Annotated in this window: 16 protein-coding genes; 15 read left to right on the plus strand and 1 reads right to left on the minus strand. The window is 56.9% G+C overall.

The window, feature by feature from the left end; genetic code table 11:
• The first annotated feature begins 94 nt into the window (after positions 1-94).
• From queA to secF, 5 genes are all read left to right on the plus strand, one after another.
• On the plus strand, positions 95-1189 hold the full coding sequence (gene queA / locus AXW11_RS20320) for a tRNA preQ1(34) S-adenosylmethionine ribosyltransferase-isomerase QueA (protein WP_091642028.1): 1095 nt from the start codon (positions 95-97) through the stop codon (positions 1187-1189).
• A 10-nt stretch (positions 1190-1199) separates the two neighbouring features.
• The gene (gene tgt, locus AXW11_RS20325) at positions 1200-2318 is read left to right on the plus strand and encodes a tRNA guanosine(34) transglycosylase Tgt (RefSeq protein WP_041336522.1); all 1119 of its coding nucleotides are present in this window, start codon (positions 1200-1202) and stop codon (positions 2316-2318) included.
• A gap of 60 nt (positions 2319-2378) precedes the next feature.
• Positions 2379-2741: a preprotein translocase subunit YajC gene (gene yajC / locus AXW11_RS20330; protein ID WP_036208174.1), complete on the plus strand. Its 363-nt coding sequence runs from the start codon at positions 2379-2381 to the stop codon at positions 2739-2741.
• Between the two features lie 80 nt (positions 2742-2821).
• Complete coding sequence (gene secD, locus AXW11_RS20335) at positions 2822-4696, plus strand: protein translocase subunit SecD (protein ID WP_075196853.1); 1875 nt, start codon at positions 2822-2824, stop codon at positions 4694-4696.
• Positions 4689-5645: a protein translocase subunit SecF gene (gene secF, locus AXW11_RS20340; protein ID WP_041333189.1), complete on the plus strand. Its 957-nt coding sequence runs from the start codon at positions 4689-4691 to the stop codon at positions 5643-5645. Before secD ends, secF begins: the two co-directional genes overlap by 8 nt.
• 76 nt (positions 5646-5721) lie before the next feature.
• Here secF and AXW11_RS20345 read toward each other — a convergent pair whose 3' ends face one another.
• On the minus strand, positions 5722-6519 hold the full coding sequence (locus tag AXW11_RS20345; RefSeq protein WP_041336525.1) for an inositol monophosphatase family protein: 798 nt from the start codon (positions 6517-6519) through the stop codon (positions 5722-5724).
• Between the two features lie 184 nt (positions 6520-6703).
• Between AXW11_RS20345 and trmJ the strand changes: the two genes are divergently transcribed.
• The 10 genes from trmJ to AXW11_RS20395 form a co-directional block, all read left to right on the plus strand.
• Positions 6704-7558: a tRNA (cytosine(32)/uridine(32)-2'-O)-methyltransferase TrmJ gene (gene trmJ / locus AXW11_RS20350; protein WP_091642030.1), complete on the plus strand. Its 855-nt coding sequence runs from the start codon at positions 6704-6706 to the stop codon at positions 7556-7558.
• Positions 7559-7562: 4 nt separating this feature from the next.
• The gene (gene cysE, locus AXW11_RS20355) at positions 7563-8336 is read left to right on the plus strand and encodes a serine O-acetyltransferase (RefSeq protein ID WP_041333191.1); all 774 of its coding nucleotides are present in this window, start codon (positions 7563-7565) and stop codon (positions 8334-8336) included.
• 77 nt (positions 8337-8413) lie between these two features.
• Positions 8414-8911 carry a Fe-S cluster assembly transcriptional regulator IscR gene (gene iscR, locus AXW11_RS20360; protein ID WP_041333193.1) on the plus strand — a complete coding sequence of 166 codons (498 nt, stop codon included), beginning with the start codon at positions 8414-8416 and terminating at the stop codon, positions 8909-8911.
• 20 nt (positions 8912-8931) lie between these two features.
• The gene (locus AXW11_RS20365; RefSeq protein WP_036208157.1) at positions 8932-10080 is read left to right on the plus strand and encodes an IscS subfamily cysteine desulfurase; all 1149 of its coding nucleotides are present in this window, start codon (positions 8932-8934) and stop codon (positions 10078-10080) included.
• 66 nt (positions 10081-10146) lie between these two features.
• On the plus strand, positions 10147-10575 hold the full coding sequence (gene ndk, locus AXW11_RS20370) for a nucleoside-diphosphate kinase (RefSeq protein WP_007152369.1): 429 nt from the start codon (positions 10147-10149) through the stop codon (positions 10573-10575).
• A 62-nt stretch (positions 10576-10637) separates the two neighbouring features.
• Positions 10638-11750: a dual-specificity RNA methyltransferase RlmN gene (gene rlmN / locus AXW11_RS20375; RefSeq protein ID WP_036208154.1), complete on the plus strand. Its 1113-nt coding sequence runs from the start codon at positions 10638-10640 to the stop codon at positions 11748-11750.
• Positions 11751-11820: 70 nt separating this feature from the next.
• Complete coding sequence (gene pilW / locus AXW11_RS20380; protein ID WP_041333195.1) at positions 11821-12603, plus strand: type IV pilus biogenesis/stability protein PilW; 783 nt, start codon at positions 11821-11823, stop codon at positions 12601-12603.
• On the plus strand, positions 12593-13651 hold the full coding sequence (locus tag AXW11_RS20385; protein WP_041333198.1) for a RodZ domain-containing protein: 1059 nt from the start codon (positions 12593-12595) through the stop codon (positions 13649-13651). Before pilW ends, AXW11_RS20385 begins: the two co-directional genes overlap by 11 nt.
• A 35-nt stretch (positions 13652-13686) precedes the next feature.
• The gene (gene ispG, locus AXW11_RS20390; protein ID WP_036208144.1) at positions 13687-14805 is read left to right on the plus strand and encodes a flavodoxin-dependent (E)-4-hydroxy-3-methylbut-2-enyl-diphosphate synthase; all 1119 of its coding nucleotides are present in this window, start codon (positions 13687-13689) and stop codon (positions 14803-14805) included.
• 67 nt (positions 14806-14872) lie between these two features.
• The coding region (locus AXW11_RS20395) for a histidine--tRNA ligase (protein WP_502690999.1) at positions 14873-15497 on the plus strand (625 nt) is incomplete at its 3' end.

The raw sequence follows: 15497 nt of genomic DNA on the forward strand, positions 1-15497 counted from the left end.
ATTCAAAATCCGTTGGGGTAAAACCCGTGGCGGTTCGAGTCCGCCCGCCGCTACCATTTACGATCCGCACAGTGCGGTGTAAACAGTCCATCCAATGAACGTCTCCGATTTTCACTTTGATCTACCGGATGAGCTTATCGCCCGGTATCCCCTCAAAGAGCGCAGTGCGTCCCGGTTGCTCAGTCTCGATGGGCTGTCCGGTGACACCAGGCACTTACGGTTTACCGATCTTCCAGGCCTGCTTCAGCCGGGCGACCTACTGGTCTTCAACGACACGCGAGTGATTCCCGCGCGCCTTTTTGGCCGCAAGGAAACCGGCGGTCAGGTGGAAGTGCTGGTTGAGCGTGTACTTGGAGAGCACGACATTCTCGCTCACGTACGGGCCTCCAAAGCTCTAAAAGAAGGCCAGAAAGTGCTGCTTGAAGATGGCACACCGCTACGGATGAGCGGAAGGGATGATGCGTTGTTTTACCTGCATTGTGACAGCGACGAACCCGTCCTTGAGGTTCTTGAGCGGATCGGTCATATGCCGCTGCCTCCCTACGTGGATCGCCCGGATGAATCCTCGGACCGCGAACGCTACCAAACGGTGTACGCCCGGGAAGCCGGTGCGGTGGCGGCTCCGACCGCCGGCCTGCATTTTGATGACCGGACTCTGGCCGAGCTTGAATCGCGGGGCATTGAAACCGCGTTTGTAACCTTGCACGTGGGCGCTGGCACATTCCAGCCGGTGCGTGTGGAGGGTATTGAAGATCATGTGATGCACAGTGAAGTGGCCCATGTATCGCAAGAAACGGTAGACGCGGTGAACGCAGCCCGTGCCCGGGGAGGCCGTGTCGTAGCCGTTGGTACCACCTCTGTACGGTCCCTGGAATCCGCCAGTCGTGGTGGGGTGGTTCGACCTTTTCAGGGCGAAACCGATATCTTTATTTACCCCGGCTATCGTTTCCAGACCGTGGACGCCATGGTGACGAACTTTCACTTACCGGAGTCAACGCTGATCATGCTGGTTAGCGCATTCGCCGGTTATCAGAACGTGATGTCGGCCTATCAAGCGGCTGTCGCCGAGCGTTACCGCTTTTTCAGTTACGGTGATGCGATGTTTATCACAGCGCAGGAGCCAAGCCTGGGCGCCCTCTCTTACTGTTCAGGGAAAGGCAGCCAGAATCCGGAGAACGATGATGAGTGACCAGTGTTATATGTCCTTTGAAAAACTCGGGGAAGATGGCCGTGCACGACGCGGACGCCTGACGTTTCCCCGGGGCACGGTGGAAACCCCGGCTTTCATGCCGGTGGGCACCTACGGCACCGTCAAGGGTATGCTGCCGAGGGACATCAAGGATATTGGGGCCGAGATCATCCTTGGCAACACCTTCCACCTGATGCTGCGGCCGGGTACGGAAGTGGTGAAGGCCCATGGCGATTTGCATGACTTTACCCAGTGGCAAGGCCCGATCCTCACAGATTCCGGCGGCTTCCAGGTGTTCAGCCTTGGCGAGATGCGCAAAATCACCGAAGCGGGCGTGACGTTCCGTTCGCCAATCGATGGTTCACCGGTAGAGCTGTCACCGGAAATCGCCATGCAGGTGCAGCGCGATCTCGGGTCGGACATCGTGATGATTTTTGACGAGTGTACGCCTTACCCGGCCACCGAGAAGCAGGCGAGTGAGTCCATGGAGCTGTCCCTGCGTTGGGCTGCCCGGAGCAAACAGGCACACGCTGGTAATCCGGCCGCGCTGTTCGGCATCGTTCAGGGAGGGATGTACGAATCGCTGCGGGACCGCTCACTGGAAGGGCTGACGGAGATCGGATTCGACGGCTACGCCATTGGCGGATTGTCGGTGGGCGAGCCCAAAGAGGATATGATCCGTATCCTGGATCATCTGCCACCCAAAATGCCGGAAGACCGCCCCCGTTACCTGATGGGCGTAGGGCGGCCCGAGGATCTTGTGGAAGCAGTGCGCCGCGGCGTAGACATGTTTGACTGCGTAATGCCCACGAGAAACGCGCGCAACGGTTACCTGTTTACCTCCACCGGCATCATCAAGATCCGCAACGCCAGGCACCGGCACGATACCGCGCCGCTGGACGATCAATGCGACTGCTACACCTGCGAGAACTTTTCGAGAAGTTATCTGCATCACCTCGATAAATGTGGAGAAATGCTCGGCTCGCAACTCAATACGATCCACAATCTGCGGTACTACCAGAACGTGATGGCTGGATTGCGTGGCGCAATTGAAGCAGGTACATTGTCGGACTTTATTAGCGACTTCTATGCCCGCCGCGGTGAAACCGTGCCTCCAATGGCGCAGTGACTGCGGGATAAGCCGATTCTGAACCGCTACCTGAACTTTTCTTAAAAACGGAGATAGTCAATGAAATCAATCAAGTTACTTGTTGCTGCACTCTTTGCTGCGATGCCGGCACTGGCCATGGCACAGGATGCGGGTGCCCAGGGTATGGGAGTGATGGGGCAGGTGATCTTCTTTGCCGGCTTTATCCTGATTTTCTATTTCCTGATCTGGCGCCCCCAGTCCAAGCGTGCGAAAGAGCACAAGGCGCTGATGGCCGGCCTGAACAAAGGCGATGAAGTGGTTACCTCCGGCGGTGTGGCCGGCAAGATCACCAAGGTTTCCGATGACTTTATCGTGGTTGAAATCGCTGACAACGTTGAGATCAAGGTTCAGAAAGTTGCTGTTGCAGCGGCACTTCCGAAAGGAACTCTGAAGGACATCTGATCGACCGGTTTTCGACTCAGGTCTGAATTTGCCAAGCTGAAACATCACAGCCGGCCGACTGGCCGGCTTAAAGGGACCCCATGCTGAACAAGTATCCGCTCTGGAAAAACCTGGTTATCGTGATCGCGCTGGTGATCGGGTTCGTCTATGCCTTGCCTAACGTCTTTCCTGACGACTTTGCCGTACAGATCACCGGTGCCCGGAGCAGTACCGAAGTCGATCAGCGGATTCTCGACAGGGCTGTTGATGCACTCGAAGCCAAGGGGATCCAGGTCAAGGAATCCGAGTTGCAGGAGCGCGACGCCCTGATTCGCCTGAACGACGCTGAATCCCAGCTGAGGGCTCGGCCGGTGGTGCAGGAGGCGCTTGGAAGGGATTATCTGGTAGCCCTGAATATGGCGCCGTCAACACCGGGATGGCTGGAAAGCCTGGGCGCGGGCCCTATGAAGCTCGGTCTCGACCTGCGGGGTGGTGTTCACTTCCTGTTGGAAGTGGATATGGAAACCGCCGTCGACCAGCGCCTCGAAGCCATGTCTGGTCAGATCAAGCGCGAATTGCGTGAAGAGCGTGTGCGCTACCGCGGCGGCGATGTGGAAGGTAACCGCTCCATTGTTCTGAGTTTCCGTGACGAAAGTTCCCGCAGCGAAGCGTTTGACCTGATCCGTGACCAGTACAACCAGTTCCTGCTCGATGAGCAGACAGAGGACGGTGAGTACCTGTTGGTGCTGTCCATGTCGGAAGCCGAAGTGAAGTCCATACAGGACTACGCACTGGAGCAGAACCTGACCACCATCCGTAACCGGGTCAACGAACTTGGCGTGGCGGAGCCTCTGGTGCAGCGCCAGGGTGCGGATCGCATCATTGTGGAATTGCCCGGTGTGCAGGATACCGCTGCGGCAAAGCGTGTACTGGGTGCTACGGCCAATCTGGAGTTCCGTCTTGAGGCCCGCCAGGATGCGTCATCAGCTGATATCGAGACGTTCCCGTTCCGTGACAACCCTAACCGTGAAGCCCGTCTTGAGCGGGAAGTGATCGTCACCGGTGACAATGTCTCTAACGCACAGCAGGCCTTCGACGAGAACGGCCAGCCACAGGTCAACATCACCATGGACTCGGTGGGCGGCGATCTGATGAACCGTGCAACCCGCAACGCCATTGGGCGTCGCATGGCGGTCCTGTTTATCGAATACCGGACAGAGACGGAAGAAGTGGTTGTGGATGGTGAAACCCGCACGGTCGACAACCGCGTTGTCGAGAAGGGCATCATCAGCCTGGCGACGATCCAGTCAGCGCTGGGAAGCAGTTTCCGGATTACCGGGCTGGATTCCATCCCGGAAGCGGCGGAGTTGGCATTGCTGCTGCGAGCCGGTTCGTTGGCTGCGCCAATGTACTTTGTTCAAGAGCGGACGATTGGTCCCAGCCTTGGGCAGAAGAACATTGATGCCGGCATGATGTCGGTCCTGCTCGGCTTTGTGTTGGTTCTCTGCTACATGGTGGTGTACTACCGTGGCTTTGGTGTGATCGCCAACATTGCGTTGACGCTTAACCTGATGCTGCTGATCGCCTGCATGTCGATTCTCTCAGCAACCCTGACGCTGCCGGGTATTGCCGGTATCGTGCTGACGGTGGGTATGGCGGTTGACGCCAACGTGCTTATCTTCGAGCGTATAAAGGAAGAGTTGAAATCGGGCATACCGCCACAGTCGGCGATAAACTCCGGTTATTCCCGGGCCTTCGTTTCGATTTTTGATGCCAATATCACCACCCTGTTGGTGGCGGTGATCCTGTTCGCCATGGGGTCCGGCCCGGTGAAAGGGTTCGCGGTGACACTGTCGATCGGTATTCTTACGTCGATGTTCTCCGGGCTGATGGTCAGTCGCAGCATCGTAAATCTTGTATACGGCGGTCGACAGGTTGAAAAGCTGTCGATTGGGGGGAAACTGGCCAATGTCTGAAGTTGAGAAGAAACCTATCGATTTTATGGGCTTTCGGAAGATTGCTTCCGTTGTGTCCATTGCGCTGATTGTTGCTTCCATTGCGTTGCTGGCAGTGCGCGGCCTGAACCTCGGGCTGGACTTTACCGGTGGTACCTCCGTTGAGCTGGAATACCAGCAGGCGCCCGCTCTGGACAATGTTCGCCAGACGTTGGAGGGTGCAGGATATGAGCAGTTTGTGGTCCAGAACTTTGGTTCGGACACCACGGTGCTGGTGCGGATGGCGGAGTCCGAGAACGACAAGTTGGCCGCTGAAGTCACGGCCGCGTTGTCGGCTGGTGGTAATGAGCTTGAACTGGTGAGCTCCGAATTTGTCGGCTCCCAGGTTGGCGACGAGCTGAAGGAAGACAGTGGTCTGGGAATGCTCATTGCGCTGGCAGTGGTGCTGATTTACGTCGGTATGCGGTTCCAGTTCAAGTTCGGTATTGCCTCTGTTGTGCCACTGGCCCACGACGTCATCATTGTTCTGGGTGTGTTTGCCCTGTTCCAGTGGACGTTCGACCTCAGTGTGCTTGCAGCGTTGCTTGCGGTTATCGGTTATTCCCTTAACGATACCATCGTGGTGGCGGACCGGATTCGCGAGAATTTCCGCAAGATGCGTGAAGGGGGCTCCGAGCACATCATCAACGAGTCCATTCACCAGACCATCAGCCGGACCATCAACACGTCCGGTACGACATTGGTGGTGCTGTTCGCCCTGTACTTCCTGGGTGGTGAAGCGATCAACAACTTTGCGCTGGCTCTCATCATCGGTGTGGTGGTGGGTACCTACTCATCCATCTATGTGTCAGCAAACCTGCTGGTTGCCCTGGGTGTGGCACGGGAGGACCTGATTGTTCCGCCGAAGGAAGGTCTTGCTGGGCAGGAAGAGGAAGAAGAGCAGCCGCCCGAGTGGTTGAACCGGATGTAAGTCGGTCAGCCACAAAAAAGCCGCAACACCAAATGGGGGTGCGGCTTTTTTTATGCCTGGCCGTTGGCCTTTATGCCTAGCGAGGCAGTCGGCCCCGGAACGGGTGAAGTGTCTTGAGTACTTCACGGAACAGCTTGGGGTTTGCGACGATCAACTGCTTTGCTTTCTCCGTTGAGGGGTTGCCGGAGAAATCGCCGGTCAGAGCGCCGGACTCCAGTGCCAGCGTGACGCCGATGGCCAGGTCAGCCGGCTCAGGACGGAAAATGACAGCGGCGTCCAGATGGCCGGAAGCAACCCGGGCGATATCAAGGGCCACGCAACCTGCGGTTCGGAACATGCTGCTGTCACGGGCCAGCAAGGATGCCATCTCGCCCCACATCAGTGGGTCGTCAGAAGAGCGGGTCTGGTCGAGAAGATTGCTGACCACGGCTGCACGGTCGGCATGCTTGACGTCGCTGGTACGCACCCGCCGACTGTTTAGTGCAGCACCGTGGCCGCGACTGGCAGAGTATTCCTCACCGGTGACCGGATTGATCAGCAGCAGGTTCTCGGTGCGGTTGTTTTTCTTTTGCAGCAACGCAACGGCGAAGTCAGGAATGCCGCGCAAAAAATTCTCACGTCCGAGTACCGGGAAAATGTGCCAGCTCTTGTCGTTACCGTCGGCGTCCGCCTCATTCAAAGGAGCGATGGCGTGGTCCTTGTAGGCTTTGTCGAGCTGTTCGGAAAAATTGTCGTAAATGGACTGTTCGACCCGCTCCAGTTGCCTGCGGCGGTCTTCGCTGTCGCCGTTGGGTTCCTGGCGTTCGAAGTGTGCTTTCAGATAGTCGGACCCCTGACGCGCGACGCGCAGGGCCATTTTGATTGCTGGTTGCATCTGAGTGTTCATTATCCGGGTGTGTGAAGGCCGCATAGCATATCAAAAACTGACCCGCCTTGTATGTTTTTCCACTCCGCAATGTCACGGATGGCGCTGTATCAGGGCATGTCCGGAGAGGCGGGGAAGGGGGTAGATCTGCTATCATGCGCACCTTTCCAGTTTTTACAGAGATTCTACCGCCATGCACAAGCCAGCTAAGCCCCTGGAGGGCCCTGACACCTACAACGACCAGATCCGGATTGTCCTGGTTGAGACGTCCCATTCCGGTAACATCGGTGCGGTCGCCAGGGCCATGAAAAACATGGGGCTGGGAAACCTGTGGCTGGTAAATCCTGCGTCCTTTCCTGATGAGGCCTCCTACGCCCGTGCAGCGGGCGCTTCCGATATTCTCGACAAGGCCACGGTTGTTTCGACTCTGGACGAAGCCATTGCCGATTGTGTGTGCGTTATGGGTACCAGCGCGAGAGGCCGAAAGGTCCCCTGGCCGGTTATCGCTCCACCAGACGCCGCGGCCAAGGCTTCGCAGCAGTCAGAAGCGGGGCAGGTGGCGCTGGTCTTTGGGCGTGAGAACCATGGGCTGAGCAATGAAGAGTTGCAGCGTTGTCATTTCCACATTCATATCCCGTCAAATCCCGATTACAGTTCCCTGAATCTGGCCATGGCGGTTCAGGTAATGTGCTATGAATTGCGTATGCATTATCTGAAAGGCCTTGAAGGTGGCGACGGCAGCCCATATCTCAAGCCTATGATGGTGCCCGGCGATGAAGGTTGGGATGTGCCGCCCGCGCCTGTCCGCGATGTTGAGGGTTTTTTCAGTCATCTTGAACAGGTGCTTGTGGATGTCGACTTTCACCGCCGGGACAATCCCCGTCAGTTGATGACGCGGCTGCGGCGGCTGTTCCAGCGTGCCGGGCTGGATCAGATGGAGATCAATATCCTTCGGGGAATACTGACCGCCGTCCAGAAGTCGGCTGGTGCTGCGGATACCGCAAAAAATACGTCAAGGGCTGGTTCAACGGCCGGTGAACAGGAATAGGGTTATGTTTGAACGTCTAAGGGAAGATGTGAACAGCGTGTTTCATCGTGATCCCGCCGCTCGCAATACTTTCGAAGTGCTGACCAACTACCCGGGTTTGCACGCGCTCCTGTGCCACCGGTTCTCCCATTGGCTTTGGGGTCTTGGCCTGAAGTGGATCGCACGAACGTTTTCTTCGATCGCCCGTTGGCTGACCGGCATCGAAATTCATCCAGGTGCCACGATCGGGCGGCGTTTCTTTATAGATCACGGCATGGGTGTTGTCATTGGTGAGACCACGGTAATCGGTGACGACGTCACGCTTTATCAGGGCGTTACCCTGGGAGGGACGAGTTGGAACAAGGGTAAGCGCCATCCGACGCTGGGTGACGGTGTTGTGGTGGGTGCCGGTGCCAAGATCCTCGGGCCGTTTACGGTGGGCGAGGGCGCCAAGATTGGCTCCAACTCCGTGGTGACCAAAGAGGTTCCGCCGGGTGCGACGGTTGTCGGTATTCCTGGTCGGGTTGTGGTGAAGCGTAAAGGGGAAGATGACGCCCGGCGCAAGGAAATGGAAGAACGCATGGGCTTCGATGCCTATGGTGTGACCGAGGAAATGCCGGACCCGGTAGCCCGGGCCATGCGCAGCCTGCTGGATCATATGCATGCTGTGGATGACCGCATTGAGAATATGTGCAAAGCGCTTCGCAAGGTGAACAGTGAATACCAGAACGGCGAGTTGCCGCCGCTGCAGGAGGAGGATTTTGACTGCGTGCGGGACGACGAGCCGTCGCAACGGTGAATACTTGACTGTTTTGGTAGGTCAATTCATACTCGGCGTTGTTAAAGCCGAATCAATCCCTGACCGGGGCTGACGTTATGAGACTGACCACCAAAGGCCGCTATGCGGTGACGGCAATGCTGGATCTCGCCCTTCATGGGGATCAGGGGCCGGTGAGTCTGGCTGACATATCTGCCCGGCAGGAGATTTCCCTCTCGTATCTCGAGCAGTTATTTTCCCGCCTTCGCCGTCACAAACTGGTGACGAGTATCCGGGGCCCTGGCGGTGGTTATCGCCTGAGCCGTGAGGCAGACTCCGTCTTTATTGCGGAAGTTGTCGACGCGGTCAGCGAATCCCTGGATACCACCCGTTGCGGCAACAAGGGTGATTGCCAGAATGGCGAGAAATGCCTGACCCACCACCTGTGGTCTGATCTCAGTGATCAGATTCATCAGTTCCTCAGTGATATCAGTCTTGGGGACCTGATGCGTAAACGGGAGATTCAGGTGGTTGCCGATCGGCAGAACAGGCGCCATTCAGAAGGCGACTCACAGACGATTAACACCGAGCGCCTTACGGATCAGGCGCCGGCCTGAACGACTATCCTGAAACTTCTATGAAAAAGCCCGTCTATCTGGATTATGCGGCCACCACGCCCGTAGACCCTGCCGTTGCCGAAGAAATGGTCAAATACCTGACGCCTGATGGTGTGTTTGGCAACCCTGCCTCACGCTCCCATGGCTTTGGCTGGCAGGCCGAAGCCGCCGTTGAAGGTGCTCGCCGTCAGGTGGCCAGTCTGATCCATGCAGACCCACGTGAGATTGTGTGGACGTCCGGCGCTACCGAGTCCGACAACCTCGCCATCAAGGGTGCTGTTACAGGCAAGAACAATCCGCACATTGTGACATCGATGATTGAACACAAGGCGGTGCTTGATACCTGCAAGTGGCTTGAAGGGCAGGGTGTTGAGGTGACCTGGCTGAAACCGGGCGCGGACGGGCGGGTGTCCTGTCAACAGGTTGAAGATGCGCTCCGGGACAATACCGCTTTGGTCAGCCTGATGATGGTCAACAATGAACTGGGTAGCCAAACGGATATCGCCGCCATCGGTACCATGCTTCGCGAACGCGGTGTGCTGTTTCATGTGGACGCGGCGCAGGCGGCTGGCAAGACCGAGGTGGATGTGGGAGCCATGCCAGTGGATCTGTTGTCCTTGTCGGGGCACAAGGTATACGGGCCCAAGGGTATTGGCGCCCTCTATGTGCGGCGTTCTCCGGACGTGCGAATTGAATCGCAGATTCATGGCGGTGGTCATGAGCGGGGCATGCGTTCCGGCACACTACCTACGCACCAAATCGTCGGCATGGGCAAAGCCTTTGATCTGGCCGGCGAAAAACTCGAGCAGGAGAAGGCACGGCTGGAATCCCTGCGGAAGCGTTTCATGTCGGGCCTTGAAGGTCTTGAGGGCGTGATGCTTAACGGCAGTGCCGAACATCGGGTGCCGGGTATCATCAACCTCTCGTTTGCCGGTGTCGATGCGGAATCCCTGATGCTGGGATTGCGTGAATTGGCGGTTTCGTCTGGTTCGGCCTGTTCTTCGGCCACTATTGAGCCTTCGTTTGTACTCAAGGGCATTGGGCTGGATGATGAGCAGGCGCATCGAGCTCTCCGGTTTTCCTTTGGACGCTTTTCGACGGAAGAGGAGGCAGACTTCGCAGCGGCGCAAATCGTTGACGTTGTAACCCGTCTCCGTTCAGTGCGGTAGGCAGTTGCCTCCGGACTGCGTATAATCCCAACCCTGAAATTTTCTGAACCTGAATGGAGATAGATCATGTCAAATGAGCGCACGCTCTCGATTATCAAGCCCGATGCAGTCGCAAAAAATGTGATCGGCGAAATCTACACACGCTTCGAAAAAGCGGACCTGACCATCGTCGCTGCGAAAATGATGCACCTGACCCAGGAGCAGGCAGAAGGGTTCTACGCCGAGCACAAGGAGCGCCCGTTTTTCAATGATCTGGTTGCGTTCATGACCTCCGGCCCTGTGGTTGTTCAGGTTCTGGAAGGCAATGGTGCTATCCTGAAGAATCGTGACCTGATGGGAGCAACTAACCCCAAGGAAGCGGAAGCAGGCACCATTCGTGCCGACTTTGCATCTTCAATTGATGCAAACGCTGTTCATGGTTCAGATTCCGCCGCGTCAGCTGAGCGCGAAATTGCGTATTTCTTTAATGACAGTGAGATCTGCCCGCGCGGCTGATCAGGCTGTATCGGGCCGGACATACGTCCGGCCCGTATTGGTTATTTGATTGAGGTTATGAAATGACAGCTGTTGCTGAGAAAACCAACCTTCTGGGAATGCCCAAGGCCAAAATGGAGGCCTTTTTTGAGTCCCTGGGGGAGAAACGTTTCCGCGCAACACAGGTGCTGCAATGGATTCACCAGCGCGGGGCCGATGACTTCGATCAAATGACCAATATGAGTCGGGTGCTGCGGGAAAAGCTGAAGGCCGTTGCGGAAATTCGTGGGCCGGAGGTGGTGTACGACGAGTCCTCCAAAGACGGTACTCGCAAATGGGTCATGCGCATGGACAACGGCAACAGTGTTGAAACCGTGCTCATACCTGACGGCGAGCGCGGCACGCTGTGCGTATCGTCGCAGATTGGCTGCAGCCTCGATTGCACGTTTTGTTCGACGGGCAAGCGTGGATTTAACCGCAATCTTACCGCTGCCGAAATCATCGGGCAGGTCTGGGTTGCGCGTAAGGCGTTCATGCCATTTGAACCCGGCCCGGACCGCCCGATTACCAATGTGGTAATGATGGGGATGGGTGAGCCGTTGCTGAACTTCGACAACGTTGTCGATGCCATGAACCTGATGATGGAGGACCTGGCGTACGGCATTTCCAAGCGACGTGTCACCGTCAGCACCTCTGGGGTGGTTCCGGCACTGGACAAATTGGGTGAAGTTACCGATGTTTCACTGGCCATTTCGCTCCATGCGCCCAATGATGAGTTGCGTAACCAGTTGGTGCCGTTGAATAAAAAGTACCCTATTGCGGAGTTGCTGGCAGCGACGCGTCGTTATCTTGCACGTCTGCCTGACAAGCGGAAGGCAACCATTGAGTACACGGTCATCGAAGGCGTTAATGATCAGCCTGAGCACGCCAGGGAACTCGCTGTTGTTCTTCGCGGCCTGCCGTGCAAGATTAACCTGATTCCGTTCAATCCGTTTCCCGAGAGCGATTTTCGCCGTCCCAGTAACAACGCGACCCGCCGTTTCCAGGCAGTCCTGAACGAGGCCGGCTTTATCGCCACGGTGAGAACCACTCGGGGTGATGATATCGATGCAGCCTGTGGTCAGCTGGTAGGGATGGTGGAAGACCGCACCAAGCGTAGTCAGCGTTATATCCAGGTGCAGCAGGTCAGTCCGTAAACCCGGTGCCGATATGCACCTTCCAATTCAAGAGGAATTGCCGACTGTGACATTTATTCCAGTGAAAAGGATGCGAGCTGCGCTTGTCGTGGTATTGCTGGCGATGTTTGTCGCAGGGTGTGTGACCAATACCGATAGCCGGTTTGCCCGCGAGGCAGATCGCGACAAGGCCGTCAGGAATTATGTCCAGTTGGGTACCGCCTACATCGGCCAGAATAATCTCGAAAGAGCCCGGCATCACCTTGAACGAGCGCTAGAATTGTCTCCCGATGACCCCGGGGCGCTGGCAGCCATGGGGCTGATCTATAACGCCGAGGGCGAACCGGAACTGGCTGAGCGGTCGTTCCGGGAGTCACTCGATAGTGATCAGGGCTATACCCGCGGGCGTGTTTATTACGGTGCCTTCCTGTACGGTGCGGGCCGATTCGAGGACTCCCGTGAACAGTTCCTGGCCGCGTCCAGGGATACGTCCTACAACGACAGGGCATCCGTGTTTTTCAACCTCGGATTGACGGAAGAGAGAATTGGCAACCTTGAGGGCGCCACGACGGCGTACCGGCGCGCCGTTGAATTATCCCGTGGTGATGCAAAGTCACTGCTTGCGCTGTCACGGACGTTGGTCGAATCCGGAGAGCTCCAGGCCGCCTCTCGTCACTACGGCCGCCTGATGACGTTGATGCAACGGAACCAGAATCTCCGCCATTCTCCTGAAAGTCTTTTTACCGGCATCCGCATTGCCCGGCATCAGGGCGACAGGAACCGGGAATCGAGTCTTGCGCTCCAACTGAAGAACAATTTTCCAAACTCTGTCGAATACCAACAATACAGGGTGATGACATCCAATGGACAGTGATGACGCACAACAACCGTCGGGCCTGAGTGAGCCTACGGGCCAGTTGCTCAAACGTGCGCGTGAGCAGAAGGGGCTCAGTGTTTCCGCCGTGGCCGATGCCCAGCATCTTCGCCCGGCGATAATACAGGCGATAGAGGACGGGCATTATGAACAGATCGACAGTGAACTGTTCCTTAAAGGCTATGTCAGAACCTACGCACGACAGGTTGACCTTGATCCGGATGCGGTGATCGCGACGCTGGATGAGGAGCTCGAACCGCTACGACAGCAAAAAGTGCAGGCAGAAGAAGCGAATCCGCTGATTGATATCGAGCGTCGCAGGCGTCGCAAGCGCCGCGTTGCAAAGTTTCTGCTTCTCCTGCTGGCCATAGCAGTAATTGCCTTTCTCGCATTGCGCTTTATGGGCGAATTGGACGGTATAACAGGCGACACGACGGAACCGGCTGTGTCCTCGGAAACGGCTGCTCCCGCGCAGCCTGAACCGTCCGAAGAGACGGTGTCGGTGGACGACACTGTCGATACCGAGTTAGCCGAGCCTGGAACCGAGGAAGAGGCCGATAGGCTATCCGCGCCGGTTGATGAAGCGTCGATCGTTGAGGACAATAGCGAGTTGGCAGAGCTGCCTGAGGACCCTCAGGTTAATGAGCAGGTCTCTGGCTCTCCGGCCCCGACGGTAGAAGACGATTCCGCTCCGGCTGCGCAACCTGCTGTCGATGAGATTGATGAGAGCCAGGTTCCGGTGGTGACCAGTGAGCCGGAGCCAGCGTTTCAGGAGAGCGCCCAGCCAACGGCTGCCGTCGGCAGCGCTCGCCTGGAAATGACATTCAGCGATGAGTGCTGGGTTCAGGTAACCGATTCGGCGGGCAATCGCCTGGTGGGATCCCTGCAACGGGATGGTGACAGGATTAATGTATCAGGCAGGCTGCCCATCGACGTTGTTGTCGGCGCAGTCGATGCCATCGAATCTATAAGATTTGATGGCCAACCGATTGACCTTTCCGGTTATCGGGTCGTCAACAACCGAGCAGAATTCTCGCTGGATATCTGAACGTTTCGAACCCTCTTTTGCGGTTAGCAGGCTATATGAATCACGAATCTCCGATCAAAAGACGCAAATCACGCCAGATAATGGTAGGCGATGTTCCCGTGGGTGGCGATGCGCCTATTGCTGTCCAGAGCATGACCAACACCAACACCTGTGACGTGGATGCAACCGTTGGCCAGATCCGCGCCCTGCAGGAGGCTGGAGCGGACATTGTGCGGGTATCCGTGCCTACAATGGATGCTGCGGAAGCGTTCGGCAAGATTCGCTCAATGGTGTCGGTACCATTGGTGGCTGACATCCATTTCGATCACCGAATTGCTCTGCGGGTGGCGGAACTGGGTGTTGATTGTCTTCGTATCAACCCGGGTAATATCGGTCGGGATGACCGTGTCAGCGCCGTGATCAGCGCCGCGCGGGATGGCAATATCCCGATTCGTATTGGCGTCAACGCGGGCTCGCTGGAAAAGGCACTGCAACGTAAGTACGGGGAACCGACACCCGAGGCTCTGGTTGAGTCGGCCATGCGCCATATCGACATTCTCGACCGTCATGATTTTCAGGACTTCAAGGTGAGCCTGAAGGCCTCAGAGGTCTTCATGACGGTGGCGGCATATCGTCAGATTGCTGCACAGATAGAACAACCCCTGCATCTGGGTATTACCGAGGCTGGTGGCTTTCGCTCCGGGACAGTGAAGTCCTCTGTTGGCCTGGGCATGCTGCTGATGGACGGCATTGGGGATACCATCAGAGTATCGCTCGCGGCAGACCCGGTGCAGGAAATCAAGGTCGGCTACGATATTCTCAAAAGCTTGCGCCTGCGCAGCCGGGGTATCAACTTCGTCGCGTGCCCAAGCTGCTCACGCCAGAATTTCGATGTCATCCAGACCATGAATGACCTTGAGGCTCGTCTGGAAGACGTCAACGAGTCCCTGGATGTTGCCATCATTGGCTGTATTGTAAACGGGCCGGGCGAGGCCAAGGTTGCTGACCTGGGCTTGACCGGCGGCAGCCCCAAGAACCTGTTCTACGCGTCGGGCAAGCCTAATCAGAAGCTCGACAATGCCAACCTGACCGACGACCTGGAACGGCTGATCCGTGAGGAAGTGGCGCGTCGCAAGGAAAAGGAAGAAGCGATCATTACCCGCTCGGCCGACTGAGAGCAGATCGTCAAATCACCGACACAGATAAGGTAGTAACTTGGCTAAGATCCAGGCAATCCGCGGGATGAACGATATCCTGCCAGAGCAGACGCCGGTGTGGCAGTTTGTGGAAGACACGGTCAGGAAAGTGCTTTCCCAGTACGGTTATCAGGAAATTCGCATGCCGGTGGTTGAGCAGACGGACCTGTTCAAGCGCTCTATTGGCGAAGTGACGGATATCGTTGAGAAAGAGATGTACACCTTTGAGGATCGCAACGGTGACAGCCTGACCCTGCGCCCCGAAGGTACGGCCGGCTGCGTGCGTGCCGCCGAAGAACACGGTCTGCTTTTTAATCAGACCCGCCGGCTTTGGTACACCGGCCCCATGTTTCGTCATGAGCGCCCCCAAAAAGGCCGTTACCGTCAGTTCCACCAGATCGGCGTGGAATGTTTTGGCATGACCGGCCCGGATATTGATGCTGAGCTCCTCGTGTTGACGGCCAGGCTCTGGCGCGCGCTAGGACTGAGTGAACACACCCGCCTGGAAATCAATTCCATAGGTACGTCTGCTGCCCGTCGGGAATACCGCGAGGCGCTGGTCGCGTACCTCTCGGATTACCGGGAGCAGTTGGACGAAGACAGCCAACGGCGTCTTGGCTCGAACCCGCTACGCATTCTGGACAGCAAGAACCCGGATACCCAGAGACTTC

Source organism: Marinobacter sp. Hex_13 (assembly GCF_001566815.1).
GTDB classification, from domain to species: Bacteria; Pseudomonadota; Gammaproteobacteria; order Pseudomonadales; family Oleiphilaceae; genus Marinobacter; species Marinobacter salarius.